We start from the raw sequence: 22,390 nt of genomic DNA on the forward strand, positions 1-22,390 counted from the left end.
CGCGCTGAATGGCTCAACAAAATGGCCGAATTCGCCTACTCCGAACTGCTCCCCAAGGGACCTGACACCACCACCGAATACCGGCTGCTGACCACGGACTACGTCTCCACCGTCACACTCGGCGACCGCCAATTCCTCCAGGTCGACCCGGAGGCCCTGCGACTGCTCACCAGCGAGGCCATGCGAGATATCGCCCACCTTCTGCGCTCCGGTCACTTGGCCCAACTGGCCTCCATCCTGGACGACCCCGAGGCATCGGCCAACGACCGATTCGTGGCCACTGAGCTGCTCCGCAACGCCAACATCGCGGCCGGCGGAGTGCTGCCCGGCTGCCAGGACACCGGGACCGCAGTAGTAGTGGGTCACAAGGGCGAGCGGGTGCTCACCGACGCCGACGACGAGCGGGCCATCGCCCGGGGGGTGTTCGACACCTTCCAGACCTCGAACCTGCGCTATTCCCAGATGGCCCCCCTGACCATGTTCGAAGAGCGCAACACCGGCAACAACCTGCCGGCCCAGATCGAGATCTACGCCACACCGGGAGACTCCTATTCGTTCTTGTTTATGGCCAAGGGCGGCGGCTCGGCCAACAAGTCGTATCTGTTCCAAGAGTCCAGGGCGCTGCTCAACCCGGAATCGCTCACCCGCTTCATGGACAAAGAGCTCCGCACTCTGGGCACCGCAGCCTGCCCGCCCTACCACTTGGCGGTAGTCATCGGCGGCACCTCGGCGGAGTACACGCTGAAGGTGGCCAAGTACGCATCGGCCCGCTACCTCGACACACTGCCCACGCAGGGGTCGGAGACCGGCCACGCCTACCGAGACCTGGAGTGGGAAGACCGGATTCTGGAACTGACCCGGCAATTCGGCATTGGGGCCCAGTTCGGGGGCAAGTATTTCTGCCATGACGTCCGGGTCATCCGGCTGCCTCGCCACGGCGCTTCCTGTCCGGTGGGCGTGGCAGTGTCGTGCTCAGCCGACCGCCAGGCCCTGGGCAAGATCACCTCAGAGGGGATCTTCTTGGAGCAACTGGAGACCGACCCGGCCCGCTTCCTGCCGGAGGTTACCGACGACGAGTTGAGCGGCCAGGTGGTGCGCATCGACTTGGACCAGCCCATGGCCGACATTTGCGCCGAGTTGTCGAAATACCCAGTGAAGACCCGGCTGTCGCTCACCGGAACCCTGGTGGTGGGCCGCGATCTGGCCCACGCCAAGATCAAAGAGCGCCTCGACGCCGGCGAGCCCATGCCGGAGTACCTGCGCGACCACCCGATTTACTACGCCGGTCCGGCCAAGACTCCCGAGGGCTACGCCTCCGGGTCATTCGGCCCTACTACCGCGGGGCGCATGGACGCCTATGTGGATCAGTTCCAAGCGGCCGGGGGCAGCTTGGTGATGCTGGCCAAGGGCAACCGGTCCCGACAGGTGGTCGACGCCTGCGCCCGCCACGGCGGGTTCTATCTGGGATCGATTGGCGGCCCGGCTGCTCGGCTGGCCAAGGATTCAATCCGCAAGGTGGAAGTGCTGGAGTACCCCGAGCTGGGGATGGAGGCGGTGTTTCGGATCGAGGTGGAGGATTTCCCCGCATTTATCGTGACTGACGATAAGGGGAATGACTTCTTTACTGAAGTTTCAACACCGGTAGCCATCAGCTGATGAGCTAGTTGATCTGCCGCTCTTGGCCGGACCAGTAGGGCTCGCGGAGGCGGTATTTCTGGAGCTTGCCGGTGGCGGTGCGGGCCAGTTCGTCGCGGAACTCCACCGACGTCGGGCACTTGTAGTGGGCTAGGCGGCTGCGGCAGTGCTCGATCAGCTCAGCCTCGGAGGCCGATCCCCCCGACGCCAGCACCACCAAGGCCTTCACCGTCTCTCCCCACTTCTCGTCAGGCACCCCGATAACCGCAACCTCGGCCACCGCCTCGTGGGCGAACAAAGCATCCTCCACCTCGATGGATGACACGTTCTCGCCGCCGGAAATGATCACGTCCTTCTTGCGGTCCGACAGTGTGAGATAGCCCTCCTCATCGATGAGCCCGCCGTCGCCGGTATGGAACCAGCCCCCGGCCAGGGCCTCGGCCGAGGCGTCGGGCTGCTCCCAATAGCCAGCCAGAACGTGGTTGCCCCGGGCCAGCACCTCACCGGAGTCGTCCACATCTAGAGAGATGCCCAGAGCGGGTACACCCTGGCGGGAGAGCTTGACCGCCCGCTCGGCCGGGCTGAGGTGGTCCCACTCGGCCCGTCGGCGATTCATGGTCAGATAGGGCGCCGTCTCGGTGAGGCCGTAGAGCTGCATGAACTCCCAGCCCAACTCGGACTCCATCCGCTCAATGGTCCGGGTGGGCGGGGGCGCCCCGGCCACCGTCATCCGCACCCGGCCCGAACCGGGAATCTCACCGTCCCAGTCTTGGGCCGCGTCCAACACGGCGGCCACAACCGCCGGCGCCCCGCACAGGTAGGTGACCCCGTGGCGGTCAATCCGGCGCAGGATCTCCGCCCCGTCCACCTTGCGCAGCACGATGTGGGAAGCGCCCGCGCCGCTGACGGCATAGGGCATGCCCCACCCGTTGCAGTGGAACATGGGCAGCGTGTGAAGGTACACGTCCCGATCGCTCACCCCGGCGGCCCAGCCGAAGGTGGTGGCGTTGAGCCACAGCGAGCGGTGGGTCATCTGCACGCCCTTGGGGCGGGCGGTGGTGCCTGAGGTGTAGTTGATGGTGGCGGTGGCGTCCTCGTCCGGGTTCCACGGCACGGGCTCGGCGTCGAATCGATACAGGGCTTCGTCGGATTCCGCGCCCAGCACATAGCGATGACGGCAGTCAACGCCGGCCAGCGTGTCGACCAGCTCGGGGTCGATCAGCAGCATCGTCGCCCCGCAGTGCTCCACGATGTAGCTGATCTCCTCCTGGTTGAGCCGGAAATTGATGGGCACGCACACCCGGCCGTACCCGCTGACGCCGAACAAGGAGACCATCAGCCGGGCGGCATTATGGGAGACGATGGCCACCCGCTCGCCAAACCCGACCCCGTGGTCGTCCAGCGCTACAGCCTGGGCCCGGGCCAACTCGGCCATCCGGGAGTAGTTCAGCTCGCCCCAGCCTTCGGCCGGCTGGTCCGGTTCGTCGACGATCCCCACTCGGGGTCCGTAAACCGTCTCGGCCCGATCCAGGAAGTCCCGCACGCTCAGAGCTACCTTCATTGCCCCACCGTACCCAGCCCGCCATCACCGCTACATAGCGGCGCGCTGGCTCTCTCTTGGTCCCGAGGTCAATCGAAGACCTCCACCCAACATGGGTTCGCCACTTCCTACTCGTAGAATTTCCGCCGTGACGGTTGCACGGGTCTTGGGAGCGCTGGGCAAGGCCGTCATCGCGCTCGGGCTCATGATCCTGCTGTTCGGGATCTTCCAGCTCTGGGGCACCGGCATCATCGAAGCCAGGGCCCAGCAGAGCCTGGACAATGAATTCGCCGATCTGCTGGAGGCATCCAGCGCCCTGGGACCCGTCGCCCCGGTTGCCCCAGTCGCGCCGGTTGCGATAGCCACTCCGGCACCCACCCCAACCGCGTCTGCTCCCGAGCCGACAGCTGAACCATTAGCCGAGGGTTCCCAGCCAACCGAGGGTGCCGAGCCGGCCGCGGCTACCCCCAGCGCCACCCCCATTCCAACCCCTGCCGCTACTCCCCAGCCGGCCCAAGAACCCCAACAACCCGACCCCGCCTGGCTGGCCATGCTCTACCGGGAAAATGGAGCGGCTATCGCCCGGATCCAGATTCCCGCTATCGACGTGGACAAGACCGTGGTGGAAGGCGTCCGGGTGGGCGATCTCCGCAAGGGCCCCGGCCACTACCCGACGACTCCCTTGCCTGGTCAAGCCGGAAACGCAGCCATCGCCGGGCACCGCACCACCTACGGCGCTCCATTCGGGGAGATTGACAAGGTGATTCCCGGGGACGAGATCATCATCACCACCATCCAAGGAGAGTTCATCTACCGGGTGCTGCCCCAGGGAGATGGCCACGGGCACCTCATAGTGGCCCCCACTGCGGTGGAGGTGCTCGACCAGGACTTCAGCGAGCATCCCAACCGGCTCACCCTCACGGCATGCCATCCCAAGGGCTCAGCCCGCCAGCGGATCATTGTCATTGCTGAGCTGGTAGGCGAACCCGCACCCAACTATCCGCGGCCAGGGCAGCAGATACTGCCCACCGCCTTGCTGGCCACCGAGAACCTGGAAGAGGCTTTCGACACCCAGCAGACGGTCACCGCCACTCCCGCTCCGGAGCCCACCGAAGCGGCTGCTCCGGCCCCTACCACCGAATCCGCTGAACGGCCAGGGCCATCCCCAGAACCCACAGCCGAGCCCACCGAGCAGGCAGCCGGCGTGACCCCTGAGCCTGAACCGACCGAAGCCGCGGCTGCTCCGGCACCGGTTTCGGCCCCGAACGATGACCCGCCCGACCCAATGCCAGTTCCCGAAGCACCCGCAGTGGAAGAGACGACCGCCTCCTTTGGGGAAGGCCTCGACGGTGACTCCGACGGGCTGGTCCCCGCCATCCTGTGGGGTATGGCCGCCCTGGCCATTTGGTTCTTCGCCCTGTTCGCCGGGCAGCGGTGGAGGAGGCTTCCGGCCTACGCTCTATCGGCAGTGCCCTTCTTGGTTGTCATGTTCATGGCCTTCTGGCACATCGATCGAGTCCTGCCCTCTTACTGATGCAGGGTCAACGATGCTGATTCTCAGGCGAATCTGGGTGCCCCTAGTCCTCGTGCTGGCCCTTTCCGTAGCCGGATGCGGAGGGGAAGAGTCCGAGGAATCTGGGCTCGACGAAGTATTCGTCGAGCCCACGGCCGAGCCCGACCTCCTGCCCACCGAAGAGGACCTTCGAGACCGGTTCGAGGGGACCGTCACTGACCCCTTTGACCTTCTGGTGGAAACGTGCTTCAACCAGTACACCTACCTGGACCGCAACGACCTACCGGCCCAGTTGACTACCGCTATCGGCTGCAACCGACCCCACAATGGCCAGGTGTACGCCATCTTGATCCACAACGCACCCGCCGGTGCCCCTTACCCCGGTGAAGAGGCGGTCAACGGGTGGGGGCAAGATCAATGCCTCGAGCAATTCGAGCCGTTTGTGGGACTGGAATATGTGAAGAGTGAGCTCGAAATCGGCATGATCATCCCCAGTCGGTCTGACTGGGAAGGCGAGGACAACCGTCGGGGAATCTCTTGCTTCGTACACAGCTGGCGGGGACTGCTCATCGTCGGCACCATGAAGGACATCGCCCTCTGAGCCGAGCCGATTAGGCCATCAGCGCGGCCAAAGCCGTCCACGACTGGGGCACCGCCCCGCCGCCCGTACCGTCGTCGGGATCCCAATACTCGGCAAAACCGCTCCGCATGGCGCCCCTGACTGTGGTCGAGGCCATCTGTTCGGCAGCCTCGGTCCGACCGTACCAAAGCAATCCTTGCCAGAGCAGATAGCCGAGCTGGGGCCACGCCGGTCCTCGCCAGTACGAGCGAGGATCGAAGCCGGGCTCTTGCCGGTGAACGCCCGCCGGTCCGCACTGCCCGCCGTAGGCCGAGGGGTCAATCAGATCGGCCGCAACGGCATCGATTCGCTCCGGTACGGCGGAGACCAGCATCGGCAGCAGGCCGTCGAGGGTACGCGCCATCCCCGAGCCCGACTCCGATGCCCCCGCATCGGTCCAGGTTCGGCGGGACTCGTCCCACTGACCGGCCAGGCAGCCGGCCAACTCGTCGGCTCGGTCGGTTGTCGCCGATCGACCGGTGACCTCGGCCAACTCCCAGGCGTTGAACACCACGAGGGCATTGAACCCCGCGGAGGCAGTCTCAAAATCCGGATTGGCCACCGGAGAGCCGGCCGAGCTGCGCTCGATCGATGTCACCAATTGATTCTTGATCGGCCGCCAAGACTCCAGCGAGAACCCGCCGGGGCAGAAGTCATCCCAGCGAGGGCTGTCGTCGGCCCCGCTCTCCCACGGATGGCACAGCGCCACCAGTCCGTTGGGAAGACGACGGCGGTCAAGGAGCAGAAATCGCAGCCCACTCTCCGCCTTGGACACCGTTTCCTCGTCGACGTCCACACCCCGGCGCACGAGCTCGGCCACTGCATGGCCGTACATGGGGGGCTGGGTAATGGATGAAGCGTCGTCCCTCCCCCACAGGTCGGCGGCCACTCCGGGGTTGCGGACATAGTTCATATGGGGAACGAACCCGTCTTCGGCTTGAACCGATAGCGCAGTGCGAAGCTCGGTCAAGGCGCGATCGTCACCGAGGTCGGCCCAGCAAATCGCGTGGAAGCACGAATCCCACAGCCACTGCCACGGGTAGGTGGCGTGGTTCGGAGCGGTATAGCCCTGGGGAACCCAGTGGTCCTCCAGCACCGCTCGTGCCGCCGCCCGAACCCCCAAGCGGTCAGGGTTCTCATGGCCTTCCATACTTCCAAAGTCTCACAAAACCGGGTTATCTGGTTACCTCATGGGAATGGCCCGGGCTGCGATCGTCTCCTTTCGACTGGGACTGAGCGACGGAGTGTCCATCGTCGCCCGCCTCTGGAAGGAGTTACTAGGCGACATCGGGTTCGACATGGTGACGGTGGCCGCCGAGGGTCCGGTCGACCGGCTGGTGCCCGGCCTGGGCATCGACCAGCCTGATGGGCCCGACCCGGAACAGTTCTCGGCCGCGGTGGACGACGTCGACTTGGTGGTGGTGGCGAACCTCTGCACCATTCCGCTGAACCTTCCGGCAGCTCGCACGGTGGCCGGCGCGCTGGCCGGTCGGCCGGCGATACTCCACCACCACGATCCCCCGTGGCAGCGGGAGCGATTCGCGTCGGTTACCGAGCTGCCCCCCGACGATCCCTCCTGGCGCCATGTGGTGATCAACCGACTCACCGCCGAACAGTTCGCCCAGCGGGGGCTCGAGGCAGCGGTGATCTACAACGGTTTCGACACCAACAGCGCTGCCGGCGACCGGGATGCGATGCGAGCCCGACTGGGCGTAGCCGAAGAGACCCTGCTGGTGGTCCACCCCGTCCGGGCCATTCCTCGAAAGAACATCCCCGCGGCCATTGCCATCGCCGAAGAGCTGGAAGGCACCTATTGGCTGATGGGACAAGCCGAGGAGGGGTACGACGCCACTTTGGATCAGCTTCTGGCCGATGCCCGCTGCCCAGTGATCCACCGGCCGGTGGCCCGCACCCCCGACATCTACGCGGCGGCCGATCTGGTGGTGTTCCCCTCTCATTGGGAAGGGTTCGGCAACCCTCCGGTGGAGGCGGCCATTTGGAGGCGGCCGTGTGTGGTGGGCGACTACCTGGTGGCCGAAGAGTTGGCCGAATTCGGGTTCCGGTGGTTCTCACCCCAGCGCCTCGACGAAGTGCGGGACTTCTTGGAATGCCCCGACGCCAACCTGTTGGACCAGAATCAAGCCATCGCCCAGCAGCACTTCTCACTGGAACGGGTGCGATCCGACCTGGTCGCCCTCTTGGACGACGCCGGGTGGCTTCCGTGAGCGCAGACGACCTGGCCGCCCGCCGCCACCGCATCGCCCAACTGACCGTGACCGGCCAGCGGCTGGGCTACCTCCTGTACCTAGCGGCGGCCGCCTTGTTCTTCACCGGCTTCGCCACCAGGTTCCACGGCCCTCTGGTCACCGCCATCATCGTCTGCCTCGTCGTCGGCTCCCTCGTGCTGGCTCCCGCCATAGTCTTTTCCTACGCGGTAAGAGCCGCCGACCGCGAAGAGCCGCTCCCCCCTCACTAACAAGTCAAGAGGAGTGGGCATCAACGGTAGGCAGGGCTGGGGGTGGCGCCGGAGGCGGACCTGGCGCACGCGAAGCACGCCAGGCCGCCGTCAGGCGACAGGACCCGCAGCCCTGCCAGTTCGCTAAGGGCTTATGTCAATCGGCACTTCAGGCAACCGCCCAGCGATCACATCAGGCAGAAATTCCCGCAATCGCTCGGGCAACACCTGATCATCAGAAGCCAGCAGCTCATCCAGGGTCCACCAGCGCGCATCCTCGAATGCCGCGGCCTCCAGCGCTTCGAGATGCTGGGGGTTCCACTCGCCCCCATCGGCGCACCAGGCCACGTGAATGCGCTCATCTGAGTCGAAGTGGATGCCCGCGAAATCGAATTCCACATGCTGGGTCCAGATGCAGGGACCCACTTCTACGTCGGCGAACCCCGCCTCCTCCCACAGCTCGCGGCGAGCGCCGTCGGCCGAATCCTCCCCCGGTCCCAGACCACCCCCGGGAATCTCCCACCACGGCCCCTTCCGGGGGTCGATGGGATCGCTGGCCTGCATCAAGAAGATGCGCCCGTGTAGGTCCAGCAGCACCACTCGGGCTGCCGGGCGGCGCAGCGTCCATGCCATGGGCGCCGACCCTAGCTTCCGGGTCTACGAGGACCGTAGCGCAGCCGATTTGACCCCTGTATAGATCGCAGAAGGCGAACGCCGGTACAGTCCCGCTCGATATACCGCTAACCAAGGGTTGCAAAAGATGGAATTCGGATATTTCGCCCAGTGCTTCGTGCCCGACTTCGGCTACGAGGGCAATCCCGACTGGGAAGCCCAGCGCATCCGCGACAACTTGGAGATCTCCCAGCTGTGCGACCGGCATGGGTTCAAGTACATCTGGTCGTCTGAGCACCACTTCTTGCGGGAGTACTCTCACATGTCCTGCCCTGAGGTGTTTCTGTCGGCAGTGGCGGCCACCACCGAGAACGTGCATCTGGGCTCGGCCATCTTCAACATCACCGCCCCGGTGAACCATCCCGCCCGCTCAGCGGAGCGGGCCGCCATGATCGATGTGCTGTCCAACGGGCGCTTCGAGCTGGGCACCGGCCGGGGCTCATCGTCCACCGAGGTGATGGGATTCGGCATGCCGGGCGCCCCCCGCGACCCGGAGACCGGCCTGGCCGACACCGAGATAACCCGCGGCCTGTGGGACGAGGCCATTCGCCAGATCCCCCACATGTGGCGCGAGGGCGCCTACAGCTACGAGGGCGACAGCTTCTCGATGCCAGCCCGGGAGATCTTCCCCAAGCCGGTTACCAAGCCTCATCCCCCGCTGTGGGTGGCGTGCGGCAGCCCGGGAACCTTTGAGAAGGCCGGCAAATTGGGCATTGGGGTGCTGTGCTTCACCATCGGCACTCCCGACGAGATCGCCCCGCTGATCGAGATCTACAAGAACGAGGTGGCCAGCTGCAAGAACCCGGTGGGCGATTTCGTCCACGACAACGTCATGTGCGTTGGGTTCGGCATCTGCCTGGACGACCGGGAGATGGCAATTGACCTGGCCACCCGCAGCCACATGTACTACTACCAATGCCTCGTGTACCGCTGGCTGGACACCTTCCCCAAGCCCGACGGCATTCCCGAATGGCCCGCGGTCATCCCCGAGCCGAGCCACGACGATGTCAAGATGGCCATCGAGGGCGGGTCGCTATGCGTGGGCAACGCCGAAGACTGCGTCCACGTCTCCCGCCAGTACGAGCGGGTGGGCGCCGACCAGTACGTGATCAGCCCCCTTACCTCGACTTTGCCCATGGACGTGGTGCGCGAAACCATCATGAACTTCGGCAAGCACGTCATTCCGGTGATCGACACCGACCCTGTGCACCGCTCCACCCGCCAGCGCGAGGCTGCCCTGGCGTCTTAATAGTGATTGCTATCAACTATCGCTAGTCATTGAAAACACCATCCATTTTTCTTGGGCGGGCCTAGTCAGGCCGCGATTCAGCCGCTAGCGTCTTACCCGTCCCTTGAGTCCAACGTTGGGAGCATTGACATGCAGAAATCCGTTCACCGCTTGCTGGCCCTACTCGGGTTGGTGCTGGCCTTCTCGCTAATTGCCGCATCGTGCGGCAACGATGATGACGACGGCGCCGCCCCTGCCCCAGAGCCGGCGGCCACCGAGGCAGCCCCAGAGGCGCCAGAGGCAACACCTGAGGAAACAGTCGAGGTCGTTCCCTCTCAAGACGGTGGAACCTTGCAGGCTGTGCTGGATCGCGGTCATGTGCTGTGCGGCTCCCGTGACGACGTTCCCGGATTCGCTCTGCTAAACGAAGACGGCCAATACGAGGGCTTCGACATCGACATGTGCCGCGTGGTGGCAGCCGCCATCTTCGGCGATGCCGATGCCGTGGAGATCGTGCCCGTCACCAGCGCCGAGCGCTTCACTGCGCTGGCCTCAGGCCAGTTCGAGGTGATGAACCGCAACACCACGTGGACCGCCACCCGTGACGGCACCGAGGGCGCCAACTTCTTGTTCACGACGTACTACGACGGCCAGGGCCTCATGGTGCCGGCCTCCACCGGCTTCACCACCCTGGATGACCTCGCCGACGCCAACATCTGCGTGAGCACCGGTACCACCACCGAGCTGAATCTCACTGCGGTTTTCGCCGCCCGGGGAATCCCCTTCAATCCGGTTACGTTTGAGGGCTTCGACACCCTGGTGCCGGCCTACCAAGAAGGCCAGTGCGAGGCGATGACTGCCGACAGCAGCGTGCTCGGCGTGTTCAAGTTCGAGATCGAAGGCGAAGGAGGCCCTGAACAGCACGTCATGGCCGAGCTCATCTCGAAGGAGCCCCTCGGCACCGTGGTACGCGACGGCGATACCGAATGGGCACAGGTTGTGAACTGGGCCACCATGGCCACCGTTCAGGCTTGGGAGTTCGGACTCGACTCCTCCAACATCGGTAGCTACGACGGCACCGACCCCAACATCTTGAACTTCTTGGGGCGCGACGGCTTCGATCCCGGCCTCGGCCTGCCCACCGACTTCGCCGTCAATGTGGTGGAGCAGGTCGGCAACTACGAGGAGATCTTCAACCGCTATCCGCAGTTGGGAGTCCTCGCCGGCAGCGTCAACGATCTCTGGTCAAACGGCGGGCTCATGTACGTCCCGCCCTACCGCTAGGGAAAACTCCGCTCGTCTCGTGACGGGCAGCAACTGACATGATGAGCGGCCCACCGGTCACCGGCCGGTGGGCCGCTCTCGTCTAGTGTTCAAGGTCACACTGCTATGAGCAGCACGGCTGAATTCGCCAGCATGCAAGCTGATCTCACCGCAGTGCCTTCCGCGCCCTCTAGCCGCCGAGTGCTGGCCCTGGTGGCCGACCTTGTGATTCTGACCCTCGTGGGAGTCATCTCGGTTTGGCAACTGGGTCTGCGTCTGCTGGACAACTACAGCGACATTTCCGAACTGGCCCTGGCCTGGATGTTCCTTGTTCCAGTGCCTGTGGCCATCCTTGCCATCGTTGTCATTGACGCAACACGCATCGGGCAAACGCCGGGCATGGCCGCTATTGGTATCCGCTCCATCCACGACGGATCCCAAAGACGAGTGGTGTCGTCCAGCGATCCGCGGGTGCCAGAACCCGGCATCCCCGCGCTTTGGCGGGACGTGCGAGTTCTTCGATTGGTCGCACAGGTGCTGGCCGTGGTTGTGGTTGTGGCCCTCATCCGATGGATGTTCCACAACCTCATCTCGAGCATGGACGAGGTCGGTCTACCCAAGGACTTCGACTTTCTCGACAAGCCCTACGGTGTGGCGGTTCGTGATGCGTTCGGACTGGGGGTACGCGATCCAGTTTGGAAGGCGCTGCTCGTCGGCCTCCAAAACACCGTCGTTGCCTCAATAGTCGGAGTACTCATCGCCACCGTGGTGGGCCTGTTCGTGGGAATCGCCCGACTCTCCTCCAACTGGCTAGTGGCCAAAGGGGCGAGCCTTTTCGTCGAGAGCCTGCGCAACATTCCGCCACTGGTAGTGATCGTCTTCTTCGGCTTCGCCCTCTTTACCTACGGTCCCCTCCCCCCGTTCACCGCTGCCAGCCCTCCATGGCAAGGAAAGTTCTTCGGCTCCGACAGCAACTGGATCATCATCAGCAAGGATCGATGGGGCATCCCGTCGCTAGCCTCAGAAAACAACGTCGGGTTGTTCTGGCTGTTTGTGCTGGTGGCAGCCCTCATCGCGGTGGCCGTTTGGAGATGGCGGTCTCAGCACAACAACGCCACCGGCGAACCTCATCACCGCGTGCTGTGGTCTCTGGGAGTCTTCGCAGCGATCGTGGTGGTGTGCTTTGTGGCCTTGGGCGGGCCCTACTCGTGGTCGTGGCCCGCGATTTCAGAGAGCGGGCGTCGAGTGTCCGGGGGGTTCAGCACCAATTCCGGCTACATGTCACTCACCCTCGGCTTGGGCCTCTACACAGCCAGCTTTGTGGCCGAGATCATCCGCGGGTCAATCCTGGCCGTTCACAAAGGACAGACCGAGGCGGCAATGGCAGTAGGGCTGAAGTCTGGCCAGCGCTACCGCCATGTGGTGCTTCCCCAGGCCCAGCGAATCGCCATACCCCCGTATATCAGCGAATGCGCCAACCTCATCAAGAACACTTCCCTAGGCATCGTCGTCGCCTATCCCGATCTCACGCTCATCGTCATCACTGCCTGGGGCATCAACTTCCCCGCACCTCAGTTGCTGTTGATCCACATGCTTGTGTACCTGATAATCAACCTCCTGGTGTCGGCGCTTTTGAATATCTACAACCGATCTATCCAGCTCAGAGAGCGATGAGCCGATGACCGCCACCCTTCCGCCCTCTGAAACCAACCCCACGGACAGCCAATCGGCCCTGCCCCCTGATATGCGGGTACCTCCTGGCGAGTGGCTGCGTAAAAACCTGTTCAACACCTGGTACAACGGCCTGGTCACCGTCATCGCCGTCGTAGTGGGTGCGATCCTCATCTACTACGGCGGGCGATTCATCTTTGTCACCGGGCAGTGGGAGCCGGTGCGAAGGTACCTCACACTGCTGATGGTGGGCATCTTCCCTCGCAGCGAAACGTGGCGCCTGGTGGCTCAGATGTACCTGGTGGCCTCAGCCCTGGGGTTGGCCTGGGGGACGGTCACCGCCAGAAGCAAAGACCGGGCCGACGACACCGGTGAGACTCCACAACGCCCCTCACCCCTCGATCTGCTGCGCCGCTACTGGCCCATTCTCCTGTTGCTGGTGGTCATTTTGGTGTTCACCCGCACCATCTGGCCAACGTTGTTCACGATCTCAACCCTCGTCGTGGGGCTCGGCGTGCGCTCGGTAGCCTTGCGCCTGCCCCGCTCCGCGCGGCGGCCTTGCTGGTATGCAGCAGCCTTCATGGCCATCGTGTCCTTCCAGGTGGTCTCGGGAACGGGCGGAAACGCCTGGTGGTGGACTGGTGGTCTCTTCGCATTTGTTGCCTTCCATTTGGTGAACGCCAGAGATTTCACCAAGTACTTGGGAACTTCGATGGTGTGGCCGATTTCCGGCCGTTCGCGGCTCGTCACTGTCAGAGATTTGGTGTGGCTGAGACGTGTAGCCCAAATCTTCGCCATTGTGATCTCAGTAGTCATAGTCCGCCTCGCCTACGGGCTCATCGGCGACACCTCCGGTGTGAGCTGGGACCATTGGTCGGGTCTGTACCTCACGTTGGTGGCCTCCGGAGCGGCCATCATCCTGTCGTTCCCGCTGGCCTTATTGCTGGCCGTGGGTCGGCGGTCCTCGCTCCCGGTGGTGCGCTGGCTCTGCGTGGGTTACATCGAGATCTTCCGAGGGATACCGTTCATCGCCCTATTGCTTGTCGCCAAGACCTTCATCGACTTCTTCCTTGACGTCGATACCCCTCTATCGCTGACGACCCGAACCATCATCGCCTTCACCATTTTCAGCTCGGCCTACGTCGCTGAGGTGGTGCGCGGCGGGCTACAGGCCGTGCCCAAGGGCCAGATCGAAGCTGGCCAAGCAGTCGGCCTCCAGCCGTTCGGGGTCACGCGCCTTATCGTGCTGCCCCAAGCTCTGCGAGCGGTCATCCCCGCCATGGTGGGCCAGTTCATCAGCCTGTTCAAAGACAGCTCGCTGTTCGCCATCATTAGCGTCAGGGACTTCTATAGGGCCCGTGAGCTGATCCACGTGCCTGCGGAATACTCGACTACCGCAATAGCCGAAACCCTGGTCTTTGTGGCCTTCGCCTACTGGGCCATCAGTTACACCATGTCCAAAGAAAGCCAGCGCCTTGAGCGCCACCTCGGAGTCGGAGAACGATGACAGACACAACGACTACAACATCCAACGTCAACAGCGACGCCACCCAGATAGGCGGCCGGGAGCTCATCATCGAGATGGCGGCCGTGGACAAGTTCTTTGGGTCCTTCCAAGCGCTCACGGACATCAACATGAGGGTTGGGACAGGTGAGGTGGTGGTGGTGATCGGTCCATCAGGTTCGGGCAAGTCCACGCTCATCCGCTGCATAAACCGGTTGGAGCACCATGACCGGGGTCGCATTCTGGTGGACGGCGTCGAGCTCACCGATGACGTGCGCAACATCGCCCTAATCCGCCGGGAAACCGGCATGGTCTTCCAGCAATTCAACCTGTTCCCCCACCTCACCGTGATCGACAACATCACCCTGGGGCCCCGACAAGTGCTCAAGATGCCGAAGAAGCAGGCTGAAGACCGGGCCATGGAGCTGCTGGAGCGGGTCAAGATCCCCGAACAGGCTCGCAAGTTCCCCGGCCAGCTCTCCGGCGGTCAGCAGCAGCGGGTGGCCATCGCCCGCTCCCTGGCTATGCAGCCCAAGATCATGCTGTTCGACGAGCCCACCTCGGCCCTTGACCCCGAGATGATCTCTGAAGTTCTAGAAGTGATTCTGGAACTTGCCAAAACAGGCATGACCCTGATCGTGGTCACCCACGAGATGGGCTTCGCCCGAGAGGCCGCCGACCGGGTCATCTTCATGGCCGACGGCGAGATCGTCGAAGTGGGCGAGCCCGAGCACTTCTTCACCAACCCCCAAGAAGAACGCACCCAGCTCTTCCTCTCCCAGATCCTCTGACGTTCTAGCTCCCCGTGTAGCGGGCTCGGAATCGGAAGCGGAGCGGGTCTTCGTCGTATTCCTCTAGGGCGTGGGCGATCCAACCCGCGGTGCGGGCGATGGCGAATATCGCCTCGCCAGCTTCAAGGCGCATGCCGGCCAAGAACGTAAGGGCGCCCAATGCGAAATCAATGGTGGCGGGCGCATCAGTACGCTCCGACGCCAGGCTCTGCACCGTCAGCACCAGGGGAAGATGCTCGTGCGTTGCCCATGCCCCCGCAATGGACTCCATGAGTGCGCTGTATCGAGGATCGTTCTGGCGGTAGATCGAATGGCCGAATCCGGGGGTGCGGCCCGTGCGGCGCTGGGCCTCCCCCAATGCCCCGGCAGGATCGCCACTCGTAACCGCTTCTTGGAAGATCTGATGAACCGGAGCGCTGGCGGCGCCGTGCAGCCGTCCACCCAGGATGCCGAGACCAGCGGCCACTGCCGAATAGGGATCGGCTCGCACTGATGCCGCCACTCGAACACCGAGGGTGGAACTGGCCAGCCCGTGGTCCAGCAACAGAACCAGTGCCCGGTTGAGAACGGCGCGATGGCGGGCATTGGACCGTCCCGGGGCCAGTCGGCACCACAGCCTGTCAGCCAAATCGCCACCTCGTTTACCAGTAACCAGGGGAAGCGAATCGACCATCAAGTCGATTACCCGTCTGCCCACACCCCGAACTGACGATGGTGAAAGATCGTTGCGAAGGGGATCGGTGGCCGATGCAACACTGACCGCGACACGAAGACGATCAATCATCGGTGCGCCATCCGGCAATAGATCCTGCACACGGCGGGCAACGTCTCTACCCTCATCTCCATTGGGCCATTGGCCATTTGGCTCTGCGCCCCAAACCCAGTCGGCGGCCTCTTCAAACCGGGTTTCGGCCGACAGCCCGATCAAATTGCGACCCCGCACTCGCAACTCTTCGTCAGCCACCTGGGTAATGCCAGAAGAGACCAGAACGCCGACTTCGCCTTCACCTCGATTTCTGGAGCGACTGCGAAGGCGATCCACGCTTTCGGGGTCGAAACGCGAGCTGCGTCCGTCTAAGTCGACTGCTCGCTCCAGCAGACCGCGGCTCACATAGGAGTAGAGGGTGGCCCGCTTGACGCCGAGACGGGCGGCTGCCTCAGAACTGGTAAGCCAATGGTCCATATCGACACCCCCCTATATTGACTAATCAATGTAGACATTGATCAATGTAGTCAATATATCGATACACGACGATAATGGGCGGCATGAATGCCGTTTCCCCATTGACTGAGAACATCGCTCCTCCTGGCCTGAAGGGCTTGATCGTGGCCGACACGGAGGTGGGCTCAGTTCGCGGGGATGAGGGGTGGTACCACTATCGAGGCCATAGTGCCGCGGCACTGGCTCGAAGCAACTCCTTTGAAGCGGTGGCCCACCTGCTCTTGAACGGCTCACTTCCCGACCCGACAGCCGAGGAGGATTTTCGGTCCGAGTTGGCTGCGGCCCGCCGTCTGACGCCGGATGCGGCAGAAATGGTCTCTGCCCTGGCCAAGACCGATCTGCCGCCAATGTCGGTATTGCGAAGCGTGCTGGGAGTGGTAGTCGATCCCCGGCCCACACTGGACCTTGGCTCGGACGAGCGGCGGGACGCGGTCATGCAGGCCATCGGCATCACCCCCACGGTATTGGCGGCAGTCAACCGCATCCGCTCAGGTGCTGAGCCGCTCGAACCTGACGAGTCGCTGTCCCACAGCGCCGACTACTTGCGCATGACCCTGGGCGAGACGCCGCTCCCTGAGCATGCCCGGGCAGTGGAGACCTATCTGTGCCTGACCGCCGACCACGGCTTCAATGCCTCCACATTCACTGCTCGAGTCATCACCAGCACCGGCACCGACGTAGCTGGAGCCATGGGCGGAGCGCTCGCCGCGCTGGCCGGTCCGCTGCACGGCGGGGCGCCGGGCCGAGTGCTGGACATGCTTCACGCCATCGGGCATCCCGACAACGCCGTGCCTTGGATCGCCGCTGAGCTGGAGGCCGGGCGCAAGATCATGGGGTTTGGCCACGCGGTCTACCGGGCGGCCGACCCCCGCTCCGCGACCCTGAAGGCCGTCGCCATTGAGTTGGGCGGAGAGTTGGTGGACCGAGCCCTCGACATCGAGAGCCGCATCCTGGCCTATCTGGCCGAGTGGAAGCCCAATGCGGTGATCGTCACCAATGTGGAGTTCTACGCCGGCGTGGTGCTCCACCTGGCCGGCCTGCCCCAAGAGGCCTTCACCCCCACCTTCACCACCAGTCGAGTCGTCGGCTGGGGCGCCCACCTGCTGGAGCAAGCGGCCAACAACAAGATCATGCGCCCCAGCGCCCGCTACACCGGGCCCCTACACAACTCCGATTAGATGGTGACCCGCCCGCCGCTTCACTCCTAGAGGGCGGGGGGTGGCGCCGGTGGCGGACCTGGCGCACGCGTAGCACGCCAGGCCGCCGTAGAGCGACAGGACCCGCCGCCCGGATGACCCAAATGGTCAGCTATCAAAAGCAGCCAAGATTTGGTCCGCCGCGGCCGCAGGAGCGGTCTGGCCAGCAGCTACCTGCTGTTCCAACTGGATAGCCAAATCTGCTACCTCCGAGGAGGCCTGTAGGCGATCGCGGAGGCGATCCTCCACCATGGCCCACATCCACCGCACTTGCTGGCCAGCACGCTGGCCGGCGAGTTCCCCGGAGTCGGCCAGCACCTGGAAGTAGGCCTGGATCTGGTCCCACACCTGGTCGAGGCCGGTGCCCTCGATAGCGCTGACCGCCAGCACCGGGGGAACCCAATTGGGATTGTCCGGAGCGGTCATGGCTAGCGCCGCCCGATAGTCCCGCACCGCCCGTTGCGCGGCAATTTCGTTGCCGCCGTCGGCCTTGTTCACCACCAGGGCGTCGGCCAGCTCAAGCACGCCCTTCTTGATGCCCTGAAGCTCGTCGCCCGCCCCGGGCAGCATCATCACCAGGAAGAAGTCCACCATGTCGGCAACCGCAGTCTCCGATTGACCCACCCCCACGGTCTCCACCAGAACCACGTCGAACCCGGCCGCCTCCACCACGGTCATGGTCTCGCGGGTGGTGCGGGTCACCCCGCCCAGCGAGCCGGAGGACGGCGACGGGCGGATGTAGGCAGCATCGTCAATTGCCAGGTTGGGCATCCGGGTCTTGTCGCCCAGGATGCTGCCCCCCGACACCGACGAGGACGGGTCCACCGCCAGCACCGCCACCCGGTGATCCTGGGAGGTGAGGTAGGTGCCCAATGCGTCGATGAAGGTGGACTTCCCCACCCCGGGCACACCGGTTATACCCACCCGGCGAGCGCCACCGGTGTGGGGCAGCAGTCTCTGGAGAAGCTCGGTAGCCGACTCCCGATCATCGGGTTTGGTGCTCTCCATCAGGGTGACCGCCCGGCCCAGCCAAGTGCGGTCGGCCCCTAGCACCCCCTCGACACAGGCGTCGAGGTCGATCACTTGCGGTCGTCCAAGGCGGCCAGCAGTTCCAGGGCCGCGTCGGCGATCACGGTGCCGGGGCCGAAGATGGCTTCGGCCCCCGCGGCCCGCAACTCGTCGTGGTCGCCGGACGGAATCACCCCGCCGACCACGATCATGATGTCGCCTCGCCCAAGCTGTTTCAGCTCAGCCCGCAGCTCGGGCACCAGGGTCATGTGCCCGGCGGCCAGCGACGACGCCCCCACGATGTGAACGTCGGCTTCCACCGCCTGGCGGGCCACCTCGGCCGGGGTTTGGAACAGCGGCCCGACGTCCACGTCGAAACCGAGGTCGGCAAACGCGGTAGCAATCACCTTCTGGCCCCGATCATGGCCGTCTTGGCCCATCTTGGCCACCAAAATGCGGGGCCGACGTCCGGTTCGAGACGCGAAACCGTCTACCGCTTCTCGCACCTGGACGGTGCCGCTACCGTTGCCGTCGCTTTGTCCCATCTCTGATTGGTATACCCCGGAGATCGTTCGGATCCGGGGCGCATGGCGACCATACACCTTCTCCAGCGCGTCGCTGATCTCTCCCACTGAGGCCCGGGCTCGGGCCGCATCCACGGCCAGGGCCAGCAAATTGGAGTCCGCGCTTCCGACCGGGCGGTCAGCGCCCGCCGTCAACGCGTCCAAAGCACGACCGCAGGCCTCGTTGTCCCGCTCAGCCCGCAGCCGTTCCAGCCGGGCGATCTGGGAAGCCCGGACCTCGGCGTTGTCCACCTTGAGGACCTCGATGCCCTCTTCGCCGTCCACCTGGTAGCGGTTCACCCCCACCACCGTCTGGGCGCCAGAGTCGATTCGGGCCTGAGTACGGGCGGCCGCCTCCTCAATGCGCATCTTGGGAATCCCAGCCTCGATGGCCTCGGCCATTCCGCCGGCGGCCTCCACCTCGCTGATGTGCTCCCACGCCCGTTGGGCTAGGTCGTGAGTGAGCCGCTCCACGTAGTACGAACCGCCCCAGGGGTCGGCTACTCGGCAGGTGCCCGACTCGTGCTGCAACAGGAGCTGGGTGTTGCGGGCGATCCGGGCCGAGAAATCGGTGGGCAGGGCCAGGGCTTCATCCAATGCGTTGGTGTGCAGCGACTGGGTATGGCCTTGGGTGGCGGCCATGGCCTCGATGGTGGTGCGGACCACGTTGTTGAAAACGTCTTGGGCGGTGAGGCTCCACCCCGAGGTCTGGCTATGGGTGCGAAGCGACAGCGACCGGGGATTGGACGGATTGAAGGGGCGCATGAGCTTGGCCCACAGCAGGCGGGCGGCCCGTAGCTTGGCCACCTCCATGAAGAAGTTCATGCCAATGCACCAGAAGAAGCTGAGCCGGGGGGCGAAGGCGTCGATATCCAGCCCCGAGTCCAACCCGGCCCGCACATACTCCACCCCGTCGGCCAGGGTGTAAGCCAGCTCCAAGTCGAGGGTGGCCCCGGCCTCTTGCATGTGGTAGCCGGAGATGGAGATGGAGTTGAACTTGGGCATGTTGGCCGAGGTGAAGGCGAAGATGTCGGAGATGATCCGCATCGACGGCGCCGGGGGGTAGATGAAGGTGTTGCGGACCATGAACTCCTTCAAGATGTCGTTCTGGATGGTCCCGGCCAGCTTCTCGGGCGCCACTCCCTGCTCTTCGCCGGCCACGATGTACATGGCCAGGATCGGCAGCACTGCGCCGTTCATGGTCATCGACACGGTCATCTGGTCCAACGGGATGCCGTCGAACAGGATCTGCATGTCGAGAATGGAGTCGATGGCCACCCCGGCCATGCCCACATCGCCGCTCACCCGCTGGTTGTCGGAGTCGTAACCCCGATGGGTGGCCAGGTCGAAGGCCACCGACAGGCCCTTCTGGCCGGCAGCCAGGTTGCGGCGGTAGAAGGCGTTGGAGTCCTCGGCGGTGGAGAATCCCGCATATTGGCGAATGGTCCACGGCTGGGTGGCGTACATGGTGGCGTAGGGGCCCCGCAGATACGGCTCCAGCCCCGGGTAGGTGTCGCAGAAATCCAGCGGCGTCCGATCCTCGGCGGTGTAGAGCCGGCGCACGCCGAAGCCCTCGGGGGTAGCCCAGATGAGGCGGTCGGGGCTCTCCCCGGTCTGCGCCGCCACCAGGTCGGCCCAACCCATGCCGTTGGCGCCGGAAACCGGCGGGGCGTGGAGGTCGACGAGGGAGAAGTCGGGGACGGTCACAGGCCCAGCCTCTCGTGGATGGCGCGCAGGGCAGCCAGCGCGTCGCACCCCATGAAGATGTAGCCGTCGGCCCCCCACCGATCATCGGGACGGCCGGCCAGCAGCACATATCCGCATCCGGCTTCTCTGAGGGCGGCCACTGCGGCGACGGCGTGCTCTTCGTACAAATCGTCGGAAGAGCACATCACCGCGATGGGCGTGCCCGACGCCTTCCACGCCGAGGCCGCTTCGGCCGGCGTGTCATATCCATCTCCGCCAACGGCGCTGATTCCCCCGGCAGCCAGCAGATTGGCGGAAAATGCAGTCCGGGCCGTGTGGACGGATATGGAGCCCAGGCTGGCCAAGAATGCGGTCGGGCAAGAAGGGCTGGCCTCAGCGGCATCCCGCAATGCCTCGAACGGATCGGCCAGGCGGCGCAACGCGGGATCAGGCACCACCAGTGGCCGATCGACGGCCGGCTCATCCAAGTCGGGGAACTCGCTCACACCGGTAAGCGGCAAACGGCGGGTGGCCACATCCCGGCTGCGGGCTTCGTGGGCGGCATCAATTCGCTCCGAGAGACTTGCTCCCGACTCCAGCTCCTGGAACAGACCCCAGGCCTCGCTCGCCAGGGCATCAGTGAGCGATTCGATGTAATAGGCACCGCCCGAGGGGTCGATCACCTGATCTATGTGGGACTCCTCCCGAAGCAGCAGCTGAGTATTGCGGGCGATCCGCAGCCCCAGCGGGTCGGGCACTCCAATGGCCGAGTCATAGGGGCTGACGGTGATGGCATCGGCCCCGCCCGCCGCGGCGGCGAAACAGGCCACAGTGGTGCGGATCATGTTCACCCACGGATCGCGGCGGGTCATCATGGCCCCGGCGGTCACCGCGTGCTGTCGCTGGGCGGCGGGCTCGACGCCACAAGCCTCGGTCACCCGGGCCCACAGACGGCGGGCGGCGCGCAGCTTGGCCATGGTCAAGAACTGGTCCACTCCCGCGGCGTAGCGGAATTCCAGCCTGTCGGCCGCCGGTGCCAGCTCGATGCCCGCCTGTTCGCAGGCCCGCAGGTAGGCAACTCCGTCGGCCAGGGATCCGGCCAGCTCCTGGGCTTCGGTGGCCCCCTGATCAGCCAGCCGCGCCCCGTTGACAACAGAAACCAACACGTTGGAGTAATTCAGGTTCAAGGTATTGGCCACTGCCTCAGCAACCGCAGGGTCTCGGGGGTCCATCCCAAAACCGCCGAGAGCCTTCTCCCTGGCCACTCCCCTGCTGTCCCACAGATCGACCAGGTGCCAGATCGCGGCCTCGCTCCCCGGCGCCAGCATGATCGGCACCGTGGCGGGAATACCATCGAGCAGGTCGTCGAGCTCTTCAAAGCTGGTTTCGCCGTCGATGTGAAGCTCTATGGCATCAGCTCCCCCGCTCAGGTCGTCCAGCGCAGCCCGGTTGCCGGTAGCACGGCAATGGGCCTGGCGGACCTGCCACGCCCCGCCGGCAGCCCTGCTGCCCCGGGTGAATGGCGCGGCACCGGGGAGGCTGGTATCGCCAGCGTGGTCGTCACCGGTGTAGAGCGGTTGTATATCGACACCGTCATATGTCTTGTGAACGAGCTTCTTGTCGAACGGCGCGCCCCGCAGCACTTGCTCCACCAGCTCCATCCACTGGTCCCGCCCGGCCGGATCGAAATCGGCGGCCAGGCTCATCACGGCGTCGCTCACAACTCTGAATGGTACGTCCTGGCCCACAGTCTTCCCGCCTTGGAAAACGAAGACCGACCGTCCCTTTTAGCCGCGCAACTTGTGGCCGATTCCCAACGAGGAG

At 64.5% G+C, this 22,390-nt stretch carries 18 protein-coding genes; 11 read left to right on the top strand and 7 right to left on the bottom strand.

The window, feature by feature from the left end; genetic code table 11:
* Positions 1-21 precede the first annotated feature (21 nt).
* The gene (locus tag ACOGXH_RS10605) at positions 22-1,656 is read left to right on the top strand and encodes a fumarate hydratase (RefSeq protein WP_419929076.1); all 1,635 of its coding nucleotides are present in this window, start codon (positions 22-24) and stop codon (positions 1,654-1,656) included.
* A 4-nt stretch (positions 1,657-1,660) separates the two neighbouring features.
* Here the strand turns inward: ACOGXH_RS10605 and ACOGXH_RS10610 are convergent, their stop codons facing one another.
* Positions 1,661-3,196, bottom strand: a complete 1,536-nt coding sequence (locus ACOGXH_RS10610) for an AMP-binding protein (RefSeq protein ID WP_419929077.1) — start codon at positions 3,194-3,196, stop codon at positions 1,661-1,663.
* A 127-nt stretch (positions 3,197-3,323) separates the two neighbouring features.
* Here ACOGXH_RS10610 and ACOGXH_RS10615 point away from each other — a divergent pair, with 127 nt between their 5' ends.
* Both ACOGXH_RS10615 and ACOGXH_RS10620 read left to right on the top strand, forming a co-directional pair.
* Positions 3,324-4,709, top strand: a complete 1,386-nt coding sequence (locus tag ACOGXH_RS10615) for a sortase (RefSeq protein WP_419929078.1) — start codon at positions 3,324-3,326, stop codon at positions 4,707-4,709.
* A 13-nt stretch (positions 4,710-4,722) separates the two neighbouring features.
* A complete protein-coding gene (locus tag ACOGXH_RS10620) occupies positions 4,723-5,289 on the top strand; it encodes a septum formation family protein (RefSeq protein ID WP_419929079.1) in 567 nt (188 codons plus the stop codon).
* Positions 5,290-5,299: 10 nt separating this feature from the next.
* On the opposite strand, the gene ACOGXH_RS10625 is transcribed toward ACOGXH_RS10620, so the two are convergent.
* Positions 5,300-6,457: an MGH1-like glycoside hydrolase domain-containing protein gene (locus tag ACOGXH_RS10625; RefSeq protein WP_419929080.1), complete on the bottom strand. Its 1,158-nt coding sequence runs from the start codon at positions 6,455-6,457 to the stop codon at positions 5,300-5,302.
* Between the two features lie 46 nt (positions 6,458-6,503).
* Here ACOGXH_RS10625 and ACOGXH_RS10630 point away from each other — a divergent pair, with 46 nt between their 5' ends.
* Complete coding sequence (locus ACOGXH_RS10630; RefSeq protein WP_419929081.1) at positions 6,504-7,532, top strand: glycosyltransferase family 4 protein; 1,029 nt, start codon at positions 6,504-6,506, stop codon at positions 7,530-7,532.
* A complete protein-coding gene (locus tag ACOGXH_RS10635) occupies positions 7,529-7,783 on the top strand; it encodes a hypothetical protein (protein ID WP_419929082.1) in 255 nt (84 codons plus the stop codon). Before ACOGXH_RS10630 ends, ACOGXH_RS10635 begins: the two co-directional genes overlap by 4 nt.
* 123 nt (positions 7,784-7,906) lie before the next feature.
* Here ACOGXH_RS10635 and ACOGXH_RS10640 read toward each other — a convergent pair whose 3' ends face one another.
* Positions 7,907-8,395, bottom strand: a complete 489-nt coding sequence (locus ACOGXH_RS10640; protein ID WP_419929083.1) for an NUDIX hydrolase — start codon at positions 8,393-8,395, stop codon at positions 7,907-7,909.
* Positions 8,396-8,522: 127 nt separating this feature from the next.
* On the opposite strand from ACOGXH_RS10640, the gene ACOGXH_RS10645 reads away from it, so the two are divergent.
* The 5 genes from ACOGXH_RS10645 (at position 8,523) to ACOGXH_RS10665 (ending at position 14,891) form a co-directional block, all read left to right on the top strand.
* On the top strand, positions 8,523-9,683 hold the full coding sequence (locus ACOGXH_RS10645) for an LLM class flavin-dependent oxidoreductase (protein ID WP_419929084.1): 1,161 nt from the start codon (positions 8,523-8,525) through the stop codon (positions 9,681-9,683).
* A gap of 129 nt (positions 9,684-9,812) precedes the next feature.
* Entirely contained in the window at positions 9,813-10,946 is a 1,134-nt protein-coding gene (locus ACOGXH_RS10650) for an amino acid ABC transporter substrate-binding protein (RefSeq protein WP_419929085.1), read from the top strand.
* 105 nt (positions 10,947-11,051) lie between these two features.
* A complete protein-coding gene (locus tag ACOGXH_RS10655) occupies positions 11,052-12,599 on the top strand; it encodes an ABC transporter permease subunit (RefSeq protein WP_419929086.1) in 1,548 nt (515 codons plus the stop codon).
* Between the two features lie 4 nt (positions 12,600-12,603).
* On the top strand, positions 12,604-14,103 hold the full coding sequence (locus tag ACOGXH_RS10660) for an amino acid ABC transporter permease (protein WP_419929087.1): 1,500 nt from the start codon (positions 12,604-12,606) through the stop codon (positions 14,101-14,103).
* A complete protein-coding gene (locus ACOGXH_RS10665) occupies positions 14,100-14,891 on the top strand; it encodes an amino acid ABC transporter ATP-binding protein (RefSeq protein WP_419929088.1) in 792 nt (263 codons plus the stop codon). Before ACOGXH_RS10660 ends, ACOGXH_RS10665 begins: the two co-directional genes overlap by 4 nt.
* Before the next feature lie 4 nt (positions 14,892-14,895).
* Here ACOGXH_RS10665 and ACOGXH_RS10670 read toward each other — a convergent pair whose 3' ends face one another.
* Complete coding sequence (locus ACOGXH_RS10670; RefSeq protein ID WP_419929089.1) at positions 14,896-16,074, bottom strand: citrate/2-methylcitrate synthase; 1,179 nt, start codon at positions 16,072-16,074, stop codon at positions 14,896-14,898.
* A gap of 83 nt (positions 16,075-16,157) precedes the next feature.
* On the opposite strand from ACOGXH_RS10670, the gene ACOGXH_RS10675 reads away from it, so the two are divergent.
* Positions 16,158-17,291, top strand: a complete 1,134-nt coding sequence (locus ACOGXH_RS10675) for a citrate/2-methylcitrate synthase (protein ID WP_419929090.1) — start codon at positions 16,158-16,160, stop codon at positions 17,289-17,291.
* Between the two features lie 126 nt (positions 17,292-17,417).
* On the opposite strand, the gene meaB is transcribed toward ACOGXH_RS10675, so the two are convergent.
* From meaB to ACOGXH_RS10690, 3 genes are read right to left on the bottom strand one after another with little or no spacing between them, the layout of a single operon-like run.
* Complete coding sequence (gene meaB, locus ACOGXH_RS10680; protein ID WP_419929091.1) at positions 17,418-18,392, bottom strand: methylmalonyl Co-A mutase-associated GTPase MeaB; 975 nt, start codon at positions 18,390-18,392, stop codon at positions 17,418-17,420.
* Positions 18,389-20,587, bottom strand: a complete 2,199-nt coding sequence (gene scpA, locus ACOGXH_RS10685) for a methylmalonyl-CoA mutase (RefSeq protein ID WP_419929092.1) — start codon at positions 20,585-20,587, stop codon at positions 18,389-18,391. Before scpA ends, meaB begins: the two co-directional genes overlap by 4 nt.
* The gene (locus ACOGXH_RS10690; protein WP_419929093.1) at positions 20,584-22,287 is read right to left on the bottom strand and encodes a methylmalonyl-CoA mutase family protein; all 1,704 of its coding nucleotides are present in this window, start codon (positions 22,285-22,287) and stop codon (positions 20,584-20,586) included. The genes scpA and ACOGXH_RS10690 overlap by 4 nt, the downstream gene beginning before the upstream one ends.
* Positions 22,288-22,390 lie beyond the last annotated feature (103 nt).

It is taken from the genome of Candidatus Poriferisocius sp. (genome assembly GCF_965208355.1).
Classification (GTDB): domain Bacteria; phylum Actinomycetota; class Acidimicrobiia; order Acidimicrobiales; family Bin134; genus Poriferisocius.